Origin of the sequence: Kitasatospora sp. NPDC056076 (assembly GCF_042266305.1) — a bacterium.
Classification (GTDB): domain Bacteria; phylum Actinomycetota; class Actinomycetes; order Streptomycetales; family Streptomycetaceae; genus Kitasatospora.
On sequence record NZ_JBHJWG010000034.1, the window covers coordinates 51,125 to 70,184 of the forward strand.

Below are 19,060 nucleotides of genomic sequence, written 5' to 3' on the forward strand. Positions count from 1 at the left end.
GTGGGCACCCGCTATACCATGCTTCTCCTGCGACCTCCTGGTGTGTATCCCGCCCAGGGCGACACCTCGCTCCTCATCGAGGCACTGCGCCGTGAGCGGCCGGAGCCCGGATCCAGGCTGCTCGACCTCGGCACCGGCAGCGGCGCGGTAGCGCTGGCCGCCGCAGAGCTCGGCGCGGTGGTGACGGGTGTGGACCTGTCCCGGCTCGCGTTGGCGACCGCTTGGGCGAACGCCCGGCTTCACCACCGGCACCTCACGCTCCGGCACGGCGACCTGATCTCTCCGGTCGCCCGTCGCAGCTTCGAGTTCATCGTCTCCAATCCGCCCTACGTGCCCTCGGCCCTGGACCGGACACCCCCACGCGGCATCGCGCGGGCCTGGGACGCCGGACCGACCGGGCGGCTGCTGCTCGACCGGATCTGCCGGCAGGTGCCTCGACTGCTGACCACCGGTGGTGTGCTCCTGATCGTGCAGTCCTGCCTGGCGGACCCGGCCTCGACCGTCCTCGCCCTGCACCGGGCCGGGCTGCGGGCCGGCGTGGTGGCGGCCGCGACCCAGCCGTTCGGGCCGGTCATGTCGCAGCGGGCCGGTTGGTTCGAAGAACGCGGACTGATCGCCCCCGGCGAGCGGACGGAGACCCTGGTGGTGGTGCGCGGTGTCCGGGCCTGACGAGCGGCCCGTCCCCCGACTGCGGCTGACGGGCACCGGCCCGGTGCTGGTCGACGGCCCAGTGGAGATCGTGCTCCCCGACGGCCGGAGCATCCGGGCCGACCGCCCGGTGGTCGCGCTGTGCACCTGCCGCCGCAGTCGCCGCTACCCGTTCTGCGACACCAGCCACCGCAACCGTGACGAGAGCCGGCCGGCGAGCACCTGAGCGTGCCCTCCGCCCGGCTTCGCGGCTCGCGGTCAGCCCGGTTCCGTGACTACTGTCCGTGGGTGGCGTTGCGGGCCAGGTTGGTGAGCAGATGGCGGTTGCGAAGGTGCAGGGCCAGCTCGATCGGTGGTCCGTGGAGGCGGGCTCCCAGCCCGCGCAGGGGGTGTTCGTCGAGGATGACGAGGGTGTGGTCGGCCCAGGGAATCAGGGTGAAGGCGATTCTGGCGGTCCCGAACGGTTCGGCCTTGGCCTCCAGTTCCAGCCGCTGCCGGGTCTCGCAGATCCGGACCACGCAGGTGTCGTCGAAGGTCAGCGGTCCCAGTCCCACGCGGAAGCGGAGCGAGGCGCCGACCGCGGGCCAGTCGCGGTCGGTGTGCAGGATCTCCTTGGTGCCCACCACCCACTCGGCGTAGTGCTGTCCGTCCGCCAGGATGTCCCAGACCTGGCTGGGCGGGCATTCGATCAGCTGCTGACGTTGTGCCATGTGTGCCGTCCCTCTCGCGTAGCGGCTGCTCAGCGGGGCCCGGGTCGCGGGCCACCGCTGAGCAGCCGCTGGGCTGCGCTGAGACCAGGTGACAGGATCCGCCCGGCCAGGAGGCGGTGGGAACGCAGTGCGGCGCGGGCGGCGTTGGCGCCGCACGCGCCGTGCACGCCGCCGCCGGGGTGGGCGGAGGCGGAGGCGAGGTAGAGGTGCTCGATCGGTCCCTCGGGCCTGCCGGTGCCGGGAGTGGGCCGGAAGACGAACTGCTGGTGGATGGCGCTGGTGCCGCCGTTCAGTGCTCCGCCCACGAGGTTCTCGTCCAGGCCTTGGAGCACGGGCGGGGACAGGATCCTGCGGGCGGTGACCAGCTCCCGGAAGCCGGGGGCGAAGCGTTCCACCTGGCGTTCCAGTCGCTGCGCCATGGCCTCGCCCTCGCGCGCGTCCCAGGTTCCGGTGATGGCATCGTCGCCGAGGTCGGAGGCGATCCTTCGCGGGACGTGGGTGTAGGCCCAGGCCGACTGCGTTCCGGCGGGTGACCGGGAGGCGTCGGCCGTCGTCATCTGCCCCAGCAACGCGAACGGGCGGCGGGGAAGACGGCCGGTGGTGACCTGGTGGGCGTAGTCGCTGAGTTCGTCCAGGTCCGCTCCCAGGTGGACGGTGCCGGCGTCCGCGGCCTGTGGCGCCGCCCACGGAATGGGGCCCGACAGTGCCCAGTCAACCTTGAAGGTGGAGAAGTCCCACTGGAAGCGGCGCAGGTCCTGGCGCAGCCCCGGCGGGAGGTGCTCCCAGCCGACGAGCCCGCCGTAGAGTGCGGTGGCGGCGACATCTGCGAGTACGGCTCGGCGGGCGCGGTAGCACTGGCCGTCGGCGGTGCGCACGCCCAAGGCCTTTCCGCCGCGGACGATCACCTCCTCGGCGCGCTGGCTGCAGTGGACCCGGCTGCCACGTGATTCGAGCCGGCGCACGAGGGCGTCGGTGAGGCTGGTGGAGCCGCCGACCGGTACGGGCCAGCCGACCTGCTGGCCGAGCATCGCCATCAGCCAGCCGAACGCCGCGCTGCCGGCGGCCTCGGGGAGGAGGTCGGCGTGCAGGGCGCAGCCGGCCAGCAGCAGGCCGGCGCCAGGTTCGGTGAACTCCTCTTCTGCCAGCCGGCGGACCGGCAGGGTCATGAAGCGAGCGGTCCGCAGGATGCCCGCCGGCCGGAGCCGGGCTGCCATCGCGGCGGTCGCTCTGATCGGCGGGAAGGGGGTGAAGAGGCTGCGCAGCAGATGGGGGTGCAGGGTCTGCCACAGCGCTGTGAGCCGCTCCCACGCTGCCGCGTCGGGCGCGCCGAAGACGGCCGCCATTTCGTCGCGCGTGGCGGCGGGGCCACGGTGGAGGGTCGCGCAGCGGCCGTCTGCGAGGGGGTGCGCGAGGACGGTGGGGGCGTGGCTCCACGCCAGTCCGTGCTGCTCCAGGTGCAGGGCCGCGATGGCGGGAGATGCCTTGGCCAGGGGGTAGAAGGAGCTGAACAGGTCGTTGATGAACGCGGGGTCCAGGGCGCGGTCGCTGCGGACGGCTCCGCCGGGCTGGGGCTGGGCTTCGAGGACCTCGACCTGCCAGCCTGCGTCGGCGAGGACGTTGGCTGCCACCAGTCCGTTCGGTCCGGCGCCGATCACGATCGCGTCAGCCATGTTCGCTCCTTCGCTGCCACGGCCCCACGAGATCTCACGGTACCCAGCGCCGGGCGGGGCGGCTCGGCGGGCGGCCAGCGGCCCCTGGTTCCGGCTCACCCGGGCGGGTGGCGGGTGCTGTCCGCGCCGGGCGGGGGCTGCGCGAGGTGGCGGGCGAGGCAGGAGTTCATCGGCGCCTCCGTCGGATGGCCGCCGCCGCAAGCAGCGTGGTCGCCGCGGCGAGGGCGATGGTGGCGTGGTGCTGGGAGGCCCACAGCTGTGGGCTGCGGCGGGTGGAGCGGGCGTCGAAGCTGCCGTGGGCGGTGTAGTCGTGGCCGTGCTTGCCGTCGGCGGGTTCCCACAGGTTGGTGGGGTGGTCCTTGGCCTGGGGGCGGTCGTCCTGCTGGGAGGAGAACCCGGTCCTGGCCAGGTAGCGGTCCAGCATGCCGGGGGCGACGGCGTTGGCGATGAGGGTGGCCGCGGTGCTGGCGCCGACCCAGTACTCCCGGCGGTGGGGGTGGTCGGCCGCGTACACCACGGCGCGGGCGGCCACTTCGGGTTGGTAGATCGGCGGGACGGGCTGGGCGGGTTTGGGCAGCCGGGAGAGCACCCAGTCGAACTGGGGGGTGTTGACGGCGGGCATCTGCACCATGGTGGTGTGCACGTTGCTGTGGTGGTGGAGCAGTTCGCAGCGCAGGGCTTCGTGGAAGCCCTGGATGGCGTGCTTGGATCCGCAGTAGGCGCTCTGCAGGGGGATGCCCCGGTAGGCGAGGGCGGAGCCGACGTGCACGATCGTTCCTGCGTCGCGTGCCTGCATGCGTTTGAGGGCGGCCATGGTGCCGTAGACGTATCCGAGGTAGCTGACCTCGGTCACCCGCTTGTACTCGGCGGGTGTGATGTCGGTGAACTGTGCGAACACCGAAGTGAAGGCGACGTTGACCCATACGTCGATCGGCCCGAGCGCCTCCTCCACGTGAGCGGCCGCTGCCTCCACCTGCTCCGGGTCGGCCATGTCGGTGGGGATCGGCAGGGCTTGTCCGCCGAGCCTTTCGACGTCTGCTGCTGCGCCGGCCAGTCCCGCCTCTCCGCGGGCGAGGAGTGCGACCTTGGCTTTGCGGGCGGCGAAGGCCTGCGCGGTGGCGCGTCCGATGCCGCCGCTGGCTCCGGTGACGACGACGACCTGTCCGGCCTGAGGGCTGCTCATGGGATTCTCCGGGTCAGCGAGGTGAGGGGTCAGTGTCCGGGCCAGGGGGTGGCGAGCCGGTGGGCGGTCTCCAGCAGCATCGCGTGGACGAAGGCCTGGGGCAGGTTGCCGCGCAGCTGGCGCTGGAGGACGTCGTACTCCTCGGCGAAGAGGCCGGGTGTTCCGCAGGCGGCGCGGTTGCGTTCGAACCAGCGGTTCGCCTCAACCTCGCGGCCCTGCTGGTGCAGGGCCAGGCTGGTGATGAAGCCGCAGAGCAGGAACGCGCCCTCGGTCTCCTCCAGTGGCCGCCGGTCCTGTCGGAAGCGGTAGACGTAGCCTTCCTGGCCGAGCTCGGCCAGCACGGCTGCCAGGGTGGCCTGGGTGCGCGGGTCACGGTCGGGGACGGCACCGCCGATCGCGGGGATGAGCAGTGCGGCGTCCACTCGTTCGTCGTCGGGGGCGCGCTGCCAGCGGCCGCTGGGGTGCAGGCACTCGGCAGCGGTGTCGGCCAGGATCCGGTCCGCCAGGCGGGTCCACTGGGCGCCCTGCGCGGCGCCAGCGTGGGCGGAGATCGCCCGAAGACCCGCGACACAGGTCAGCCGGGAGTGGGCCCAGCGGTGGTTGTCCAGTTCCCAGATTCCGGCGTCCGGTTCGTGGCCGCGTTCGACGATCGCGGCCACCGTGGTCTCCACGGCCCGCCAGTGTTCGCTCTGGAGGTGGTCGTGGCGTGCTGCGGCGGCGAACAGTGCCAGCACCTCGCCGAGAGCGTCGAGTTGGAACTGGCGGTTGACCCAGTTGCCGACCTTGTCCGCTCCCCCGGGGTATCCCCTCAGGCTGAGAGAGCGCTCGTCGGGAACCGGGCCTCCGGTGACGGTGTAGGCGGGTTTGAGGTTCGGTCCGTCGGCCAGTACGCGTTCGGTGACGAAGCTGAGCGCGTCGTCGAGCAGCGGGTGCGGGCCGTGATCGGCCACTGCCTGCCCGGTGAAGCACTGGTCGCGGATCCAGGCGTAGCGGTAGTCGTAGTTGCGGCCCGCCTCCGCCCGCTCGGGCAGGCTCATGGTGGCGCCGGCGACCATGCCTCCGCCGTGGCTGGTGAGTCCCCGGAGCACGGTGTAGGCGTGCCGGGCGTCGCGGTCGGCGATGGTCCCGGTGATCGCGGGCACCGCCTGCCGCCAGGATTCGGTCGTGGCCGACCAGGCCTGGTCAGGCTCCGGTAGGTGGTCCGGCAGGGACTGGTCGGAGATTTCCAGGACCAGGTCGCGGTGTGCACCGTCGGGGACGGTGATGACGGCGTGCAGGCCGCCCCGTGTCCGCTCGGCCGCTTCGGGCAGCCCGCTCCAGCGCAGGTACAGGGGCCCGCAGCGGGCCGTCCAGGTATGGTCCCGGCGCCGCAGGCGGCTGATCCGGTAGCGCCCGAAGCCCGCGCGCGGGTCGAGGACCACCCGCACCCGGGTGTCGCCGTCCACGGCCTGGACCCGGCGCAGGATCCGGGCGGTGTGCGGGTCTGCGGGGAAGGCCAGGGCTTCGCGGCATTCGACGACCTGGGAGGTGGTGACCCAGCGGCTGCGCCAGATCAGGGTGGCGTCCTCGTAGGATCCGCCCCAGACGAAGGGCTCCTCGACGGGTGTCACGGCGTACACGCCGCCGCCTCCGATGAGTGTGGAGAACACCGCCTCCGAGTCCCAGCGCGGCGCGCACATCCAGGCGACGTCACCGCGGGGACCGATCAGGGCCCCGCGCTCGCCGTCCGCCAGCAGGGCGTACTCCCGCAGGACGTGCAGGGGGAATTCCGTCACGTCCGACGCCTGTCCGTTGCCCGCCACCGTGCCGTGCCTCCGTTCGCTCGTGATCCGTGCGGCCGCCGCGTGTCAGCCGGTCCGGTACGGGTCGGCGTGCTGGTCGATGAGGGTCAGGCCGTGGCCGGGGGCGCCGTCCCGGCCGGGGGTGACGGTGCCGCCGGCGGGGTCGAGGGTGCCGTCGAAGAACAGGTTCTCGATCCGGACGTGGTCGTGGAACCACTCCAGGTGGCGCAGGTTGGGGACGGCGGCTGCCGCGTGGGCGTGGACGTGGGGGGCGCAGTGCCCCGAGAGGTGAAGTCCGTGGCCTTGGGCGACGGCGGCCGCGCGCAGCCAGACGGTGATGCCACCGCAGCGCGTGGCGTCGGCCTGGAGGCAGTCGACGGCCTGGCCCGCTGCCATCCGGGTCAGGTAGGGCAGGTCGTAGCCGTACTCGCCGGCTGCCACGTCAGGCAGCACCGCGTCACGGATCTGCCGCAGGCCGGGCAGGTCGTCGGAGGATACGGGCTCCTCGAACCAGCGGACGTCCTGGTCGGCGAAGGCGGCCGCGACCCGGACGGCCTGCTTGCGGGTGTAGCCGCCGTTGGCGTCGACGTACAGCTCGCAGTCGGTGCCGACGGTCCTGCGGGCCTGGCGGATGCGGGCGAGATCGCGGGCTTCTTGGGCGCCCCACGATTGCGCGATTTTGATCTTCACGCGGGGGATGTGCTGTCCGTGGACCCAGTCGCCGAGCTGACGCTCCATCATGTTCGTGCTGTAGGTGGTGAATCCGCCGCTTCCGTAGACGGGCACGTGGGTGCGGCTGGCTCCCAGGAGGCGGACCAGAGGCAGGTCGAGCAGGCGGGCCTTGAGGTCCCACAGGGCGATGTCCACGGCGGACGTCGCGCCGGCCACCAGGCCCGGCGCGCCGATGTTGCGCACGGCGCGGTGCATGGCCTCGTTGCAGCCGGGGATGTCCAGCGCGCATCGTCCGACGACGGTGGGGGCGAGTTGCCGGCGGATCACCTCACCGGCGGCTGCGGCCCCGTAGGTCCAGCCGAGACCGGTGGTGGCGCCGCTGGCGGCGTGGACGAGGACCATCGTCGCGGCGTCCCAGGTGATGGTGCCGTCGGCTTCGGGGGCGTCGGTGGGGATGGTGTAGACGCGGACGTCGAGGCTGTCGATCCGTGGATCCGTCACGGTGTCGCCTCCTGGGTCCGGGGGGCGCGCAGTCCGCTGCGCCCGCCGGCGGCAAGGCGGTTGGAGGCGCGGTCGACCAGGGCCATGATGGTCAGCGCGGGGTTGGCGCTGCCCTGGGTCGGCATCACGCTGCCGTCGGTGATCAGCAGGTTCCGCACCGCGAAGGTCCGCAGGTCGGCGTCGACGACGCCGCGCTCCGGGCTGTCGGCCATGCGGCAGCCGCCGACGAGGTGGGCGTAGCGGTCGATGGTCATCACCTCGCCGGCGCCCGCGGCGCGCAGGAGCTGCTCCATGACGCCGGTGGCGGCCTTGATCAGTTGGCGGTCGTTGTCGCACTGGGTGTAGGAGAAGTCGGCGACGGGCAGGCCGTAGCGGTCGTGCTCGTCGGCGAGGGTGACGCGGTTGTGGTGTTGCGGGAGAAGTTCGCACAGGGCTCCGAGGGTGGCCCAGTGGATGTAGTCGTCCATGTAGCGGCGCAGGTCGCGGCCCCAGTGGCCCTGGGCGGCGACGTGTTCGGCCCAGGTGATGGGCAGCGGGGAGACGGTCTGGATGGAGAAGCCGCGCCGGTAGGGCTTGGCCCGATCGGTCTCGTAGAAAGCCTCGGTGGAGACTTCGGGCGGCGGGGCCTTGTAGGCGCGGATCTCCTCGGTGAAGCGGCCCGCGGTCTGCGGGGCGCCCTGCACCATGAGGTAGCGGCCGACCAGGTCGTGGTCGTTGCACAGGCCGTCGGGGAAGCGGGCGCTGGCGGAGTTGAGGAGCAGGCGCGGCGTTTCGATGGAGTATCCGGCCACGGCGACGGTGCGGGCCCGCTGGAGGTGTTCGCGTCCGCCGCGCATGTACCGTACTCCGGTGGCCAGTTGCCCGTTGGGGTCGGTCTCGACTCGGGTGGCCATGGCGTCGGAGCGGATCTCCGCTCCGTGGGCGAGCGCGTCGGGGATGTGGGTGATCAGTGGTGACGCCTTGGCGTTGACCTTGCAGCCCTGCAGGCAGAAGCCGCGGTAGACGCAGTGCGGTCGGTTGCCGAAGCGGCCGTTGGTGATGGCGACGGGGCCGACGCGGGCCTCGATGCCCAGGGCGGCTGCGCCGCGCAGGAGGATCTCGCCGTTGCCGCCGACGGGGTGCGGGGCGTGGGGGTAGGCGTGCGGGTCGCCCCAGGGCCAGTACTGGCCGGCGACGGGCAGTTCTTCTTCGATTCGCTCGTAGGAGGGTTTGAGATCTCCGTAGGCCAGCGGCCAGTCGGCGCCGACGCCGTCCTGGGTGTGGGTGCGGAAGTCGGAGGGGTGGAAGCGGGGGGTGTAGCCGGCGTAGTGGACCATGGAGCCGCCGACGCCGCGCCCGGAATTGTTGGAGCCCATCGGCACCGGGTCCGCGCCGGAGATGACGCGCGGCTCGGTCCAGTACAGGTGGTGGGATCCGGCTTCGTCGCTGACCCAGTCGGTGTCGGGGTTCCAGAACGGGCCGGCCTCCAGCACGACGACGCTCCAGCCGTGCCGGGCCATCCGCTGAGCCAGGACGCTGCCGCCCGCGCCGCAGCCGACGATGACCAGGTCGACCTCGTCCGCGTCGGCGAAGCGGCGCATGTCGCGGACGAGTTGCTGGTCGAAGCGGGCCCCGTCGTCGGGAAGCAGCCACGCGGACTCGTTGCGCTCCCGTACCCGGCGCTGGGAGCGGGCCGTCAGCCGCAGGGTGTCGCGGGCGGCGCGGAACACGGAATGGCGGCCGGGATCGGGACTGCCGGGGTGCGCGCCGGGCGGTTGGTCCGTCACTCGTCCTCCCCGCCCGTGGTCCTGGCGACGGGGTCCTCGTCCGGGCGCCGGTCGGCGATCTCCCAGGGCTCTCGCGCGTTGACGCCCAGGCGTAGGTAGCCGCGCGGGTAGGCGGGGCCCCCGAAGCCGATCTCGCTCCACGTGTGCGGGTGCGCGTAGTACGCGGTGCAGGCGTAGCGCGTCCACAGGCTCCACACGTGCCTGGCGGGAAGCCCGTGCCACGGCTTGCCGTGGAGGTCCTGCACCGCCTGCACACACACGGCCTGGCGCTCCCTGGGAAGCGCCGCGAAACCGTCGGCGGCCTCGTGACGTTCGGCGTCCAGGTCGAGGGCCGCCAGGGAGCGACGCCAGGCCTGGTCGTCGGGCGGCATGTCCTCGTAGCGCCAACCGTCGGTCTGGAGTTCGGCGAGCCTGGCGTCCACCATCTCCAGCACCGGCACCCTGGGGCTGTCGTCTCCCAGGTCGAGGAGCCGGTCGAAGAGGGCGCCCGCGGTGGCCTGCTCGGCCGGGGTGAAGAACCGCAGGGCGGGCTGCGGCCCGATACGGCCCAGGACCACGCCCTGGGTCGCCCGGTCCCAGTGCCGGGACTGCGCGAGCACGTCGTACCCGGGAAAGCGACTGGAGGACGGCTGTGCGGTCATGCGCTGTTCTCCCGGCGCAGCACGGCGGCTACCAGGCCCATGCCGCCGACCATGCTCATCAGCGCGGGCGCCAGCATCGGCGGGCCCATCTCGATGTTGTAGCGGGCCATCCGCCAGCCGCCCGGCTTGCGGGCGATACCGCGCAGATGCAGGTAGGTGCCTTGGATGCCGTTGGCGGTGATCGCGGCGGAGGCCAGCGGCAGCAGCGTGCGGGCGAGTCGCTCGTCCAGGGCTCCGGCGACGCCGGCCACGGCACCGACCGGGCCGAGGACCACGGGCCACCACATCACCCGGTTGCCGAAACTCGCCCGGTCGTGTTCGAGGTAGATCTCGGCGGCGGTGACCACCGCGCCCACCGCGGTGGCCAGGGCGAGGGCCTGCTGGAAGCGGCCGGTGCGCACGTTCTCCAGGCCACGAGCCACCAGGCCCTCAGGGCGGACGATCACTTGTCCTCCTTGGGCCCGCCGGGCAGGAACTCCTGCAGCTTCGCCTTGACGCCCTGGCGGACCATGCCGGATCGGTCGCTGTCGCCGTGCAGCATGGACGCCACGGTGGCCTTCACCTGGTCCCAGTCGGCGTGCGGAGGGATCGGCGGCACCGCCGGGTCGGTGCGGAACTCGATGACGCACGGCCGCTGTGCGGCGAGCGCCTGGCTCCAGGCCGCCTCCACCTGTTCGGGTTTGTCGACGCTGATCCCCAGCAGGCCGAAGTTCTCGGCGACACGGGCGTAGGGGATGTCGGGCAGTTCCTGTGAGGGCAGGAACTGCGGCGCGCCCTCCATGGCACGCATCTCCCAGGTGACCTGGTTGAGGTCGCGGTTGTTCAGCACCGCCACGATCAAACGCGGGTCCTGCCACTGCTCGTAGTACTTGGCCGCGGTGATCAGCTCGGCCAAGCCGTTCATCTGCATCGCCCCGTCTCCGACGATCGCGATCGCCGGCCGATCGGGGTGGGCGAACTTCGCACCGATGGCGTACGGCACCCCGGGGCCCATGGTGGCGAGGTTGCCGGACAGCGAGCCGCGCATGCCGCCGCGCATCCGCAGGTGGCGGGCGTACCAGTTGGCGGAGGAGCCGGAGTCGGCACTGAGCATCACGTCATCGGGCAGCAGCGCGTCCAGCGCGTGGACGACGTACTCGGGGTTGACCGGGTCGGCTTCCAGCGTGGCGCGACGCTGCATGACCTCCCACCAGCGGGCGGCGTTCTTCACCGCCGTCTCCTGCCAGCTGCGGTCGCTCTTGCGTTCCAGCAGCGGCAGCAGCCCGTCCAGGGCGGCGGCGGAGTCGCCGATCAGGTTGACCTCGAAGGGGTAGCGCAGGCCGACCATGAACGGGTCGATGTCGATCTGCACCGCGCGTGCCTGGCCGAACTCCGGCAGGAACTGCGTGTAGGGAAAGCTGGAGCCGATGGTCAGCAGCGTGTCGCAGTCGCGCATCAGCTCGTACGACGGGCGGGTGCCGAGCAGCCCGATGGAGCCGGTGACGTACGGCAGCGTATCGGGCAGCACGTCCTTGCCGAGCAGCGCCTTGGCCACTCCCGCAGCGAGGATCTCGACGATTCGCTCGACCTGTGGCCGTGCGTGGCGTGCCCCCTGGCCGAGCAGGACCGCGACCTTCCGGCCGGCGTTCAGCACGTCGGCCGCGCGTCGCAGGTCCTCCTCGGCGGGTACCGGCGCGTAGTGCGGGTGGCCCAGGCTGGAGGGGACCATCTTGAAGGCGTGGGTCGGGGCCTCGTAGTCCAGTTCCTGGACGTCGGCCGGGATGATGAGTGCGGTGACGGTGCGCCGGGCGTAGGAGGTGCGCATCGCCCGGTCCAGCACGTTCGGCAGCTGCTCGGGAACGGTCACCATCTCGCAGTACGCGGAGGCGACGTCCTTGAAGAGGCTGGCCAGGTCCACCTCCTGCTGGTAGGAGCCGCCCATCGCGCTGCGGTTGGTCTGGCCGACGATCGCGACCACCGGGACGTGGTCAAGCTTGGCGTCGTACAGCCCGTTCAGCAGGTGAATCGCCCCCGGACCCGACGTCGCGGCGCACACACCGACGCGGCCGGAGAACTTGGCGTAGCCGACGGCCTCGAACGCGGCCATCTCCTCGTGCCGGGCCTGCACGAACTGCGGCCTGTCGTCCGCCCGGCCCCACGCCGCGAGCAGACCGTTGATCCCATCACCCGCATAGCCGAAGACGTGCTCGACACCCCACTCCTGCAGCCTCTGGAGGAGGTAGTCGGATACCTTCGTGGACACAACGATCTCCCTCGCGTCGACAAAGTCCCCTGTTCGACGGCTAGCCTCCTTCGGCTGGATCAAACCTCCGGATCCGAGGTGAGGCATGCGGGCCAGGGTGTGGGGCAGACGAGACCCACCGAATCACGCGGCGGACGGATCCGAGGAGAGTGCCGATGCCGAACACCGGGTCGCGACTGATCGTCGAACTGGCCGGCTGGTGGGCGCTGCTGTTCATGATCTACCTGGTCTTCATCAGCACTCTGTCCCCATTGGAACTCATGGTGGGAGCCGGCGCCTGCGCAATGGCGACCACGGGCGCGTGGGCGATCCACAGGGCAGCGCACCCCGCAGCCGGGCCGGCCGGCCACTTGCCGGCGGCGCTGTGGGCGTGGCCGGCCACGGCACTCACGGAGACCGCCCAGCTGTCCTGGGTGACCGTGGCCGCGCTGCGCGGGCGCCCGGCCCGGGGCCGATTCGCGAGGGTACGTCTGCGGCCAGGCGTCGGTGCACCGTGGGCGTGCGTGCTGCTGTCCGCCACACCCGGTAGCTGTGTCGTGGCGGTGGACGAGGAGAAGGGCCGCCCGGCGGTGCTGACCGCCCACTCGCTGTTCGACTCGCGCTCACGCCTGGAGTCGGTCCTCGCACAGGTGGATCCAGCGTGAACGCCTGGTTGCTGGCGTCCCTGGTGCTGATGCCTCTGGGCCTGGGCCCGTGCGTGTGGGTGGCCTGCCGCAACGGCGCCCCGCAGCGCCTGGCCGGCGCGAACCTCGCCACGGTCATGACGGCCGTGCTCTTCCTGCTGCTCGCGCAGGGCTTCAACCGCAGCTCCTACGCCGACCTCGCGCTGGTCCTCGCGGTGCTGGGGCCGGCCGGAACGCTCGTGTTCACCCGGCTCCTCGCGCCCGGAGAACGGGCGCGATCGAGGCGAGCCCACCATGGGGACGCCTCGTGACCGCCCGCCATGTAGTCGCCCTGGCGCTGCTGGTGGCCGCCACCGCGGTACTGCTGCTGTCGACCTGCGCGCTGCTGGTACTGCCACGCCCCTACGCACGGCTGCACGCCCTCGCACCCGCGACCTCCCTGGGAGCACCGCTGATGGCGCTCGCGCTGGCCCTGGACACCGGCCCGGGACGAGGCGCCGTGAAGCTACTGGTCGTCGGCGCTCTGCTGGCCGCCGGCGGGCCGATCACCACCATGGCGATCGGCCGCGTCACCGTCGCCACCGACCACAGCGACGGACCCGAAGGGGGCCACACGTGAACGGCACCGCGCCTGTGACCGAGATCCTGATCCTCCTCGCTCTGCTGCTGGTAGCCGCGCTGGGCACCGTCGCGGCGCTCACCCGCGACCCCGCCCGCCAGGCCGTGGTACTCGCCGTTCTCGGTCTGGGCCTGGCCCTGCTGTTCACCGTCCTCCAAGCCCCCGACGTGGCGCTGTCGCAACTAGGGGTGGGCACGGCGGTGACCCCCCTGCTGATCATGCTGACCGTCCGCCGAATCCGCAGCAGAAGGCCGCCTGCCCGCCAGGACGGGCAGGGAAAGGGCGCAAGCCCCGGTGAAGGCGGCCAACCGTGAGCCGAACCGCACGGGTCAGGCTGTTCCTGTGCGCAGCGGCCGTCATCGCCGTCTTCTACACTCTGGCGTGCACGGGCCTGCCGCACTTCGGCACCGCCGTCCATCCGTACGGGGACCGCGCTGTCGCCGCCACCCTCGAACAGCGCACCGCCAACACCATCTCCTCGATCAACTTCGACCAGCGGGCCTACGACACCCTCGGCGAGGAGTCGATCCTGTTCGGCGCAGTGCTGGGCTCAACCGCCCTGTTGCGCCGCACCGACCGGGAGCGCAAGGCCCGGCCCCGGCCGTCCCGGGTGCTGCCCTCGACCCGCCTGTTCGGCGCCCTGCTGCTGCCGGTGGCTCTGCTGACGGGTGTCTACGTCGTCGCCCACGGGCAGCTCAGCCCCGGCGGAGGCTTTCAGGGCGGCGTCGTCCTGGCCACCGCCCTGCACCTGGCCTACGTCGCCGCCGACTATCGCGTACTGCAGCGGATCCGGCCCCGGGAACTGCTGGACGGTATCGACGCCGTCGCGGCCGCAGCGTTCACCGCCGTGGGGTTCGCCGGGCTGATCGCCGGAACGGCCTACCTCCAGAACGTCCTGCCGCTCGGCACCTTCAACACCCTGTCCTCGGGCGGGCTGGTGCCCGTCATCAACGCGGCCGTCGGCATCGAGGTCGCGAGCGGCGTCATCGTCCTGCTCGCCCACTTCCTGGACCAAGCCCTCGCGACGGGCCCTGGTGGGAACCGCCCCTGCGACAGGAAGGAGCCGACCGGATGAACCTGCTCGGCCCGCTGCCGTACCTGGTCGCCGGATGGCTCCTGCTGGTCGGCGTCTACGGCCTGGTGACCAGCCGCAACCTGGTCCACGCCGTGGGCTGCCTGGCGGTGGCCCAATCCTCCACCTACGTCCTGCTGATGTCGGTGGGCTTCCGGCGGGGCGGCACGGCCCCCGTCTTCTCCGACACCTCACCACAGTCCGTGGTCGTCGACCCGGTGGTCCAGGCCCTGGCCCTGACCGACGTCGTGGTCGGCGCGACCGTCACCGCGCTCCTGCTCGCCCTGGTGATCCAGCTCCACAACCGTCACAGCACCGTCGACCCCGACCGGCTCAACGCCCTTCGAGGATGAAGGATCCGACACCGATGACCGCCGGACAACTCCTTCCGCTGGCCGTCGCGGTGCCGTTGCTCGGCGCCGTCGTCCTGGCCGTCGCGGGCCGGCTTCTGCCCCGGCTCGGCTGCGACATCCTGGCCACCGCCTGGGCCCTTGGCGACGTCGCCCTCCTCGCCGCGCTGTGGCACCGCTCCAGCCAGGACACGCTGGTGAACTGGGTCGGCAACTGGCGTCCATCGGGAGGCGAGGGCGTCGGCATCGTCCTGGTCGGCGACCCTGTCGGTGTCGGACTCGCCCTGCTCACGGCGATCCTGATCCTCGCCGCCCTCCTCTACTCCTGGCGCTACTACGAAGAACCACCCGCCGGGCACCGCGGCACCTTCCCCGCCCTGATCCTGCTGTTCGAAGCAGGGATGTGCGGCTTCGCCCTCACCGGCGACCTGTTCAACGCCTTCGTCTTCTTCGAGCTGATGGGCGCCGTCGCCTACGCCCTCACCGGCTACCACGTCGAGGACCCCCGCCCCCTGCAAGGGGCTCTCACCTTCGGCATCGTGAACTCGCTCGCCGCGTACTGCTCCCTGATGGGCATCGCCCTGCTCTACGCCGACACGGGTGAGCTCGGCATGGCGCAGATCGGCCAGCACCTCGCCGGCCACACCACCGACGCCCTGGTCGTCGCCGCGTTCGTGCTCGTACTGACGGGCCTGCTGGTCAAAGGCGCCACGACACCCTTCCACTTCTGGCTCCCCGACGCCCACGCCGTCGCCCCGACCCCGGTGTGCATGCTCCTGTCCGGCGTCATGGTCGAACTCGGCGTGTACGGTGCCGCCCGCCTGTACTGGACCGTGTTCTCCGGACCGGGCGGCATCCCCGCCGACGCCGCGCGCGACGTGCTGCTCACCATGGGCGTGGTCACCGCGCTGCTGGGCGCGCTCATGTGCTGGCAGCAGCGGCACATCAAGCGCATGCTGGCGTTCTCCACCATCAGCCACGTCGGCCTGTTCCTCGTCGGCCTGGCCCTGCTCGACCCGCCGGGTGTCACCGGCACCGCCCTGTACGTCGCCGGCCACGCCGGGGCCAAGGCCGCGCTGTTCGCCCTCACCGGCGTGCTGCTGGACCGGTACGGCTCCGTGGACGAGCACGGCCTGTACGGCCGCGCCCGCGAGCTACGCCGCGGCGCAGGCATCATGTTCGGCCTCGGCGGCCTCGCGGTCGCCGGACTGCCACCCTTCGGCACCGGACTCGGCAAAGCCCTGTCCGAGCACGCCGCCGGCGACTTCCTCGGCTGGCTACCCGCCGTGTACATCCTCACCTCCGCGATCACCGGCGCCACCGTGCTGCGCACCGCCGCCCGGGTCTTCGCCGGAGCCGGCGCACCGCCCCACGACAGCACCGGCGCTCAGACCCGCGGCGACCACGAGGAACCCGAGGTCCGCGATCCGGAACGACCCGTCCCGATGCCGATGCTGGCCGTGCCCGCACTGCTCCTCGCCGGCAGCCTGGCCATCGGCCTCCTCCCCTCCCTCACGTCCTCGCTCTCCCGTGCCGGTGACCTGTTCACCAACAGAGCCGCCTACCTCTCGGCGGCCGGGCTGGCCCCGCCCCTGTCCCCACCGGACGGCGAACCGCCGCTCCCACCAGCCGCATGGACCGGGCAGGGCATCGCCCTGGGACTCCTGTCGGCCGTCCTCGCCGCCGGGCTCGCCTCAGCCGCCCTCTGGGGCCCCGGGGCGCCCTGGCACGTCGCACACCGCCTGCGGAGCGTGGCCGCAGCCGGCACCCGACGCCTGATCCTGCCGCTGCGCCGGCTGCATTCGGGACGCCTCGGCGACAACGCCGCCTGGCTCGCCGCCGGTGTCGCCGCCTTGCTGTCCGCCTTCACCGCATTCAGATAGCCGCCAACGCGACCTGCGTGCCGACCGGTGGAACAAGGGCGGCCGAGAATCTCAGGGGCCAGGCGCGGCTGACCCTTCACCTGCTCGTCGGTCACCTGAACCTGGTGGGGCGCCGCAACAGTGCGGACGCCTGAGCGGTGTCCTCGAGGTGCTCTGCCGCCGACCCGCACCAGCCCTCGCGCCTGCCTGCCGGAGCGGTTGTCCCGACAGGCAGGCGCGAGGGGCGGGTTCAGCCTGCCGCGGCCGGGAAGCGTTCCCAGACCCGGTGGGTGCGCAGTTGCTCCGCGAGGGCCGAGACAGCGTCGACGCCGTCGCTCTCGCTGAACACTCCGGGTGCCTGCGGATCCACCCCCGCCACGGCCCAGAGCGCGCGGGCGTCCGCGAGGCCGGCGATCGGCTTGGCGTGCCGGTAGGCCTCGTTGACCAGCAGGACGATGCGGGAGTCGAGCGTCGGCTGGCCGCCCGCGACAGCGCCGTGCCGTGCGTCCCGGGCCCCGCGGTCGTCGGCGCCCGGTGCGGGAGCGTCGGCCACCAGGAGAGCGTCGAACTCGATGGAACGGGTGGCGGCGAAGGTCCGTTGCACGGCGAGGTCCTCGGCCAGGGGAGCCCCGGTGGGCGCGATGATCAGCGGCAGCAGCCCGGCGCCATGGGCGGCTTCCCGAATCCGACGTACGACACCGGGGTCGCTGTCGGCGCCGGTGACGATACCGACTACCCGGCCGGTCGCGGGCCACCGTCGCCCGAGCTGGGACAGGGCCGGGCTGGGGGCGACCTCGGCGAAGGCCTCGGCGCCGCCCCTCGGCGCCGGCAGGCCCAGTCCTGCGGCAACCTCCTGGCAGAGCTCGGCGTCGATCCGCGCCAGGACGCCCAGGACGCGTTCCTTGATCGCCTGCTCGTAGACCTTGGAGAGTTCGAAGGTGTAGGCGGCAATGACGTGCTCGCGCTCGACCGGGCTCAGGCTCAGCCAGAACAGCCGGGGCTGGCCGAAGTGGTCGGCGAACGAGGCGGGCGCCTCACGCACCTTGGCCGCGGCGGCGACCGGGGTCGGGAACTCGACGAAGGCACGGTCCCCGGTGCCGGCGAAGAACGGGCAACCGCCGTCCAGGGAGTTCGGCTTGTACGGCGCGACACCACCGTGCACGGCGTCCTGGTGGAAGCCGTCGCGCAGCATGTCGTTGACGGGCGCGTGGGTGCGGTTGATCGGGATCTGGGCGAAGTTCGGACCGCCCAGGCGCGTGATCTGCGTGTCGAGGTAGGAGAAGAGGCGGCCCGCGAGCAACGGGTCGTCCGTGATGTCGATGCCCGGCACGAGGTGGCCGGGGTGGAAGGCGACCTGCTCGGTCTCCGCGAAGTAGTTGACCGGGTTGGCGTTCAGCGTCAGCAGGCCGATCGGCTGGACCGGCGCGAGCTCCTCAGGGACGATCTTCGTCGGGTCGAGGAGGTCGATCCCCTCGAACGTCTGCTCCGGCGTGTCGGGGAAGGCCTGGATGCCGAGTTCCCACTGCGGGAAGTTCCCGGCCTCGATCGCGTCGGCGAGGTCGCGGCGGTGAAAGTCCGGGTCCATGCCGCCGATCAACTGCGCCTCCTCCCACACCAGGGAGTGCACGCCCGCCTTCGGTTTCCAGTGGAACTTCACCAGAGTGGAGGCGCCGTCGGCATTGACGAGTCGGAAGGTGTGGATCCCGAAGCCTTCCATCATCCGTAGCGAGCGGGGGATGGCCCGGTCGGACATGTTCCAGATGGTGTGGTGGGTGGCCTCGGTGTGCAGGGACACGAAGTCCCAGAAGGTGTCGTGGGCGCTCTGCGCCTGCGGGATCTCCCGGTCCGGGTGCGGCTTGCCCGCGTGGATGACGTCAGGGAACTTGATCGCGTCCTGGATGAAGAACACCGGGATGTTGTTGCCGACCAGGTCGAAGACACCCTCGCAGGTGTAGAACTTCGTGGCGAATCCACGGGTGTCGCGCACGGTGTCGGCCGACCCGCGGGAGCCCAGCACGGTGGAGAATCGCACGAAGACCGGAGTCTGCACCCCCTCTCCGAGGAAGGCGGCCTTCGACACGGCGGCGGCGGTGCCGTAGCCGCGGAAGACACCGTGGGCAGCGGCACCGCGGGCGTGCACCACGCGCTCCGGGATCCGTTCGTGGTCGAAGTGGGTGATCTTCTCCCGCAGGTGGTGATCCTGCAGCAGCACCGGGCCGCGAGGCCCGGCCCTCAGGGAATGGTCGGAGTCCGGCAACCGGGCACCCTGCGCAGTCGTCAGATACTCGCCCGTCTGCGCCCGGACGTCCGCCGGCGCCCCCGTCGAGCGGCCCGTGGCCGCCACCGGGGCGGGCGGCCGCTGATCGGGCTTGAGCAGCAGGGGCGGCTGCGGTTCGGCGGACTCGGAGGCAGTCGGCGGCCGGGAGCTCGGCGCACCCGGCGTCGGGTTCGGTCCGTCACGGCCGGCGGCAGCGTCCGTGACGGCGTCGATGATCTTCTTCACAGAGGCGGGCTTGTCCATGTCCTCAACTCACAAACGGTCATGCCGCCCGCCCGGCGACGGGACAGGCTGAGCGGTCGCACGGCTCGCGGCCACAACGTGCACCATGGCCTTCAGGGGCGCTTGCCCCGCCCGCACGCACGTCGACAGCGTCGACAACATGCGGGGCCGGGCCGTCACCTTGTCCGGGCGCCCTGCCCGGGCGGTGGCCGCGCCGTCT

19 protein-coding genes are annotated in these 19,060 nt (G+C 72.0%); 9 read left to right on the forward strand and 10 right to left on the reverse strand.

The genetic code is table 11. From position 1 onward, the window contains the following. Positions 1–42: 42 nt before the first annotated feature. Positions 43–669 carry a HemK2/MTQ2 family protein methyltransferase gene (locus ACFC1T_RS25900; RefSeq protein ID WP_375892218.1) on the forward strand — a complete coding sequence of 209 codons (627 nt, stop codon included), beginning with the start codon at positions 43–45 and terminating at the stop codon, positions 667–669. Beyond that, positions 656–874, forward strand: a complete 219-nt coding sequence (locus ACFC1T_RS25905) for a CDGSH iron-sulfur domain-containing protein (protein ID WP_375892220.1) — start codon at positions 656–658, stop codon at positions 872–874. Before ACFC1T_RS25900 ends, ACFC1T_RS25905 begins: the two co-directional genes overlap by 14 nt. A gap of 49 nt (positions 875–923) precedes the next feature. Here ACFC1T_RS25905 and ACFC1T_RS25910 read toward each other — a convergent pair whose 3' ends face one another. The 9 genes from ACFC1T_RS25910 to ACFC1T_RS25950 form a co-directional block, all read right to left on the reverse strand. Beyond that, the gene (locus ACFC1T_RS25910) at positions 924–1,358 is read right to left on the reverse strand and encodes an SRPBCC family protein (protein ID WP_375892222.1); all 435 of its coding nucleotides are present in this window, start codon (positions 1,356–1,358) and stop codon (positions 924–926) included. A 29-nt stretch (positions 1,359–1,387) separates the two neighbouring features. After that, positions 1,388–3,028 carry a phytoene desaturase family protein gene (locus ACFC1T_RS25915; protein ID WP_375892224.1) on the reverse strand — a complete coding sequence of 547 codons (1,641 nt, stop codon included), beginning with the start codon at positions 3,026–3,028 and terminating at the stop codon, positions 1,388–1,390. Positions 3,029–3,194: 166 nt separating this feature from the next. Next, positions 3,195–4,211 (reverse strand): SDR family oxidoreductase, encoded by a 1,017-nt coding sequence (locus ACFC1T_RS25920; RefSeq protein WP_375892226.1) that lies wholly within the window; start codon positions 4,209–4,211, stop codon positions 3,195–3,197. Between the two features lie 29 nt (positions 4,212–4,240). Beyond that, entirely contained in the window at positions 4,241–5,986 is a 1,746-nt protein-coding gene (locus tag ACFC1T_RS25925; RefSeq protein ID WP_375892227.1) for a glycoside hydrolase family 15 protein, read from the reverse strand. Positions 5,987–6,058: 72 nt separating this feature from the next. After that, complete coding sequence (locus ACFC1T_RS25930; protein ID WP_375892228.1) at positions 6,059–7,165, reverse strand: enolase C-terminal domain-like protein; 1,107 nt, start codon at positions 7,163–7,165, stop codon at positions 6,059–6,061. Then, on the reverse strand, positions 7,162–8,931 hold the full coding sequence (locus tag ACFC1T_RS25935) for a GMC family oxidoreductase (protein WP_375892229.1): 1,770 nt from the start codon (positions 8,929–8,931) through the stop codon (positions 7,162–7,164). The genes ACFC1T_RS25930 and ACFC1T_RS25935 overlap by 4 nt, the downstream gene beginning before the upstream one ends. Then, the gene (locus ACFC1T_RS25940) at positions 8,928–9,572 is read right to left on the reverse strand and encodes a gluconate 2-dehydrogenase subunit 3 family protein (RefSeq protein ID WP_375892231.1); all 645 of its coding nucleotides are present in this window, start codon (positions 9,570–9,572) and stop codon (positions 8,928–8,930) included. Before ACFC1T_RS25940 ends, ACFC1T_RS25935 begins: the two co-directional genes overlap by 4 nt. Then, entirely contained in the window at positions 9,569–10,018 is a 450-nt protein-coding gene (locus ACFC1T_RS25945) for a hypothetical protein (RefSeq protein WP_375892233.1), read from the reverse strand. The genes ACFC1T_RS25940 and ACFC1T_RS25945 overlap by 4 nt, the downstream gene beginning before the upstream one ends. Beyond that, entirely contained in the window at positions 10,015–11,814 is a 1,800-nt protein-coding gene (locus ACFC1T_RS25950; protein WP_375892234.1) for a thiamine pyrophosphate-requiring protein, read from the reverse strand. Before ACFC1T_RS25950 ends, ACFC1T_RS25945 begins: the two co-directional genes overlap by 4 nt. Positions 11,815–11,969: 155 nt before the next feature. On the opposite strand from ACFC1T_RS25950, the gene ACFC1T_RS25955 reads away from it, so the two are divergent. The 7 genes from ACFC1T_RS25955 to ACFC1T_RS25985 are packed head-to-tail and all read left to right on the forward strand — an operon-like array spanning position 11,970 to position 16,361. Further along, positions 11,970–12,458, forward strand: coding sequence for a hypothetical protein (locus ACFC1T_RS25955; RefSeq protein ID WP_375892235.1), 489 nt, complete (start codon positions 11,970–11,972; stop codon positions 12,456–12,458). Further along, a complete protein-coding gene (locus tag ACFC1T_RS25960; protein ID WP_375892237.1) occupies positions 12,455–12,748 on the forward strand; it encodes a monovalent cation/H+ antiporter complex subunit F in 294 nt (97 codons plus the stop codon). The genes ACFC1T_RS25955 and ACFC1T_RS25960 overlap by 4 nt, the downstream gene beginning before the upstream one ends. Continuing rightward, positions 12,745–13,056 (forward strand): monovalent cation/H(+) antiporter subunit G, encoded by a 312-nt coding sequence (locus tag ACFC1T_RS25965; protein WP_375892239.1) that lies wholly within the window; start codon positions 12,745–12,747, stop codon positions 13,054–13,056. The genes ACFC1T_RS25960 and ACFC1T_RS25965 overlap by 4 nt, the downstream gene beginning before the upstream one ends. Then, positions 13,053–13,370, forward strand: a complete 318-nt coding sequence (locus tag ACFC1T_RS25970; RefSeq protein ID WP_375892241.1) for a Na(+)/H(+) antiporter subunit B — start codon at positions 13,053–13,055, stop codon at positions 13,368–13,370. Before ACFC1T_RS25965 ends, ACFC1T_RS25970 begins: the two co-directional genes overlap by 4 nt. Beyond that, positions 13,367–14,131: an MnhB domain-containing protein gene (locus ACFC1T_RS25975; RefSeq protein ID WP_375892242.1), complete on the forward strand. Its 765-nt coding sequence runs from the start codon at positions 13,367–13,369 to the stop codon at positions 14,129–14,131. The genes ACFC1T_RS25970 and ACFC1T_RS25975 overlap by 4 nt, the downstream gene beginning before the upstream one ends. Continuing rightward, the gene (locus ACFC1T_RS25980) at positions 14,128–14,481 is read left to right on the forward strand and encodes a sodium:proton antiporter (protein WP_375892244.1); all 354 of its coding nucleotides are present in this window, start codon (positions 14,128–14,130) and stop codon (positions 14,479–14,481) included. Before ACFC1T_RS25975 ends, ACFC1T_RS25980 begins: the two co-directional genes overlap by 4 nt. A gap of 14 nt (positions 14,482–14,495) precedes the next feature. Next, complete coding sequence (locus ACFC1T_RS25985) at positions 14,496–16,361, forward strand: complex I subunit 5 family protein (RefSeq protein ID WP_375892245.1); 1,866 nt, start codon at positions 14,496–14,498, stop codon at positions 16,359–16,361. A gap of 229 nt (positions 16,362–16,590) precedes the next feature. Here ACFC1T_RS25985 and ACFC1T_RS25990 read toward each other — a convergent pair whose 3' ends face one another. Next, a complete protein-coding gene (locus ACFC1T_RS25990) occupies positions 16,591–18,861 on the reverse strand; it encodes a catalase (RefSeq protein ID WP_375892247.1) in 2,271 nt (756 codons plus the stop codon). Positions 18,862–19,060: the final 199 nt, after the last annotated feature.

Coding starts and splice junctions, on each gene's coding strand:
- ACFC1T_RS25910 (WP_375892222.1), bottom strand. CDS start 1,358: ATGGCACAACGTCAGCAGCTGATCGAATGCCCGCCCAGCCAGGTCTGG.
- ACFC1T_RS25915 (WP_375892224.1), bottom strand. CDS start 3,028: ATGGCTGACGCGATCGTGATCGGCGCCGGACCGAACGGACTGGTGGCA.
- ACFC1T_RS25920 (WP_375892226.1), bottom strand. CDS start 4,211: ATGAGCAGCCCTCAGGCCGGACAGGTCGTCGTCGTCACCGGAGCCAGC.
- ACFC1T_RS25940 (WP_375892231.1), bottom strand. CDS start 9,572: ATGACCGCACAGCCGTCCTCCAGTCGCTTTCCCGGGTACGACGTGCTC.
- ACFC1T_RS25955 (WP_375892235.1), top strand. CDS start 11,970: ATGCCGAACACCGGGTCGCGACTGATCGTCGAACTGGCCGGCTGGTGG.
- ACFC1T_RS25980 (WP_375892244.1), top strand. CDS start 14,128: ATGAACCTGCTCGGCCCGCTGCCGTACCTGGTCGCCGGATGGCTCCTG.
- ACFC1T_RS25985 (WP_375892245.1), top strand. CDS start 14,496: ATGACCGCCGGACAACTCCTTCCGCTGGCCGTCGCGGTGCCGTTGCTC.
- ACFC1T_RS25990 (WP_375892247.1), bottom strand. CDS start 18,861: ATGGACAAGCCCGCCTCTGTGAAGAAGATCATCGACGCCGTCACGGAC.